Source organism: Sphingomonas sp. CCH9-E2 (genome assembly GCF_001557215.1).
Taxonomy (GTDB): Bacteria; Pseudomonadota; Alphaproteobacteria; order Sphingomonadales; family Sphingomonadaceae; genus Sphingomonas.
In genome coordinates this window covers 1-2,090 of the sequence record NZ_LSJM01000150.1, presented here as the reverse complement: position 1 = coordinate 2,090, position 2,090 = coordinate 1, and the positions used below count along the sequence as shown (strand labels likewise).

Annotated in this window: 2 protein-coding genes; both read left to right on the top strand. The window is 65.2% G+C overall.

Translation table 11 applies throughout. The features are described 5' to 3' along the window. The first annotated feature begins 216 nt into the window (after positions 1-216). On the top strand, positions 217-795 hold the full coding sequence (locus AX681_RS08105) for a CHAP domain-containing protein (RefSeq protein WP_066656600.1): 579 nt from the start codon (positions 217-219) through the stop codon (positions 793-795). Between the two features lie 38 nt (positions 796-833). Beyond that, positions 834-2,012 (top strand): vWA domain-containing protein, encoded by a 1,179-nt coding sequence (locus AX681_RS08100; RefSeq protein ID WP_066656602.1) that lies wholly within the window; start codon positions 834-836, stop codon positions 2,010-2,012. The last annotated feature ends 78 nt before the right edge of the window (positions 2,013-2,090 follow it).

Sequence of the window (2,090 nt, the reverse complement as noted above, 5' to 3'; positions counted from 1 at the left end):
AGGGGAGGTGGCAGCGCGCAGCGCTGACGGAGGGGCGGCCGCGCAGACGGCCGTGGACAGCTCGGCAAAAATCCGCCCTCTGCGAGGGCGGCCCCTCCACCACTCGCTTCGCGAGCGGTCCCCCTCGCCTGAGCAAGCTCAGGGGAGGAATTGGTGAGTCCCTCCTTAACCCCACCCGCAAACCATTCGGAAGCGCGGCGCCGCTATCCTACCCCCATGCAGTCGGACCGGACCCCCCGCCGGATCATGCTGTCGATCCTTGGCGCCGCGGCACTGGTCGCGGCGCCCGCTTCGGCATCGATCCTCAACTATGTCGGTGAATGCGTGCCGTTCGCGCGCGCCGCGTCGGGCATCCAGATCTGGGGCGACGCCTGGACCTGGTGGAGCCAGGCTGCGGGCAAATATCGGCGCGGCCAGGTGCCGGAGGTCGGCGCGGTCGTCGCCTTCGCCAAATCGGAAGCGCTTCAACTCGGCCATGTTGCGGTAGTCAGTCGCGTGATCGAACCGCGCACGATCATGGTCACCCACGCCAACTGGTCGCGCATTGGCGGCAAGCGGGGTCAGGTGGAGCAGGACGTTACCCTGTTCGACGTTTCGCCCAATGGCGACTGGACGCGGGTCAAGGTCTGGTATCGCGATAATGAAGGTCTCGGCGGGCGCAGCTACCCCGTCCACGGGTTCATCTATGGCCGTCCGGTCGGCGGCGCGAAGATCGCCAGAGCCCGCCCCGCGCCCGAACTGACCGGGGAACGCCCGGACTATGTCGGATCGCTGATCGACGCCTACGCGCGCTGAGGCTGGACGCGCGCGTTTCCCCGCGCCAAACTCCGCCCATGTTCTTCTCCTTCGTCGACGAGCTCCGCGCCGCAGGCATCCCCGCCAGCATGAAGGAGCATCTCGTGCTCCTCGAAGCGCTTGATCGCGACGTGATCGATCGCACCCCCGAGGCCTTCTACTATCTCGCCCGCGCGACCTTCGTGAAGGACGAGGGGCTGCTCGACCGCTTCGACCAGGTGTTCGCCAAGGTCTTCAAGGGCATCGCCTCGACCTATGGCGCCCAGACCGCGGAAATCCCCGAGGAATGGCTGAAAGCCATCGCCGAAAAATATCTGACCCCCGAGGAGATGGCGGCGATCAAGTCGCTCGGCTCGTGGGAAGAGATCATGGAGACGCTCAAGAAGCGGCTCGAGGAACAGCATGAGCGCCATCAGGGCGGCAACAAGTGGATCGGCACCGGCGGCACCTCTCCCTATGGCAATTCGGGCTACAACCCGGAGGGGGTGCGCATCGGTGGCGAAAGCGTCCACAAGCGCGCGCTGAAAGTGTGGGAAGGCCGCGAGTTCAAGAATCTCGACTCGACCCGCGAACTCGGCACGCGCAACATCAAGGTCGCCATGCGCCGCCTGCGGCGCTTTGCCCGGGAAGGTGCGGCGGACGAGCTGGACATCGAGGGCACGATCGACGGCACCGCACGGCAGGGCTGGCTCGACATCCGCATGCGCCCGGAGCGGCACAATGCGGTCAAATTGTTGCTGTTCCTCGATGTCGGCGGGTCGATGGACCCCTGGGTCAAGCTGTGCGAGGAGCTGTTCAGCGCCGCGACCGCCGAGTTCAAGAATCTCGAATTCTTCTACTTCCACAACTGCCTCTACGAAGGCGTGTGGAAGGACAATCGCCGCCGCTTTCAGGAACGCACCCCGACCTGGGACGTGCTGCACAAGTTCGGCCACGACTATAAGGTCATCTTCGTCGGCGACGCATCGATGTCGCCCTATGAGATCAGCCACCCCGGCGGATCGGTCGAGCATTTCAACGAGGAAGCCGGCGCGACCTGGATCCAGCGGGTGACCAACACCTATCCCGCGACGGTGTGGCTCAACCCGATCCCCGAGGAGCAATGGGGCTATTCACAGTCGGTCCGCATCATGCGCGAGCTGATGAACGACCGCATGTATCCGCTGACCCTGGCGGGCCTGGACGATGCGATGCGGGAATTGAGCCGGAAGAGCTGACGATGGGACGGGCAGTCTGACCTGAGCCCCGCCCTGCTCGCTCAGTGCCCTCGGCGCACCCCGAATATATCCTTCGGC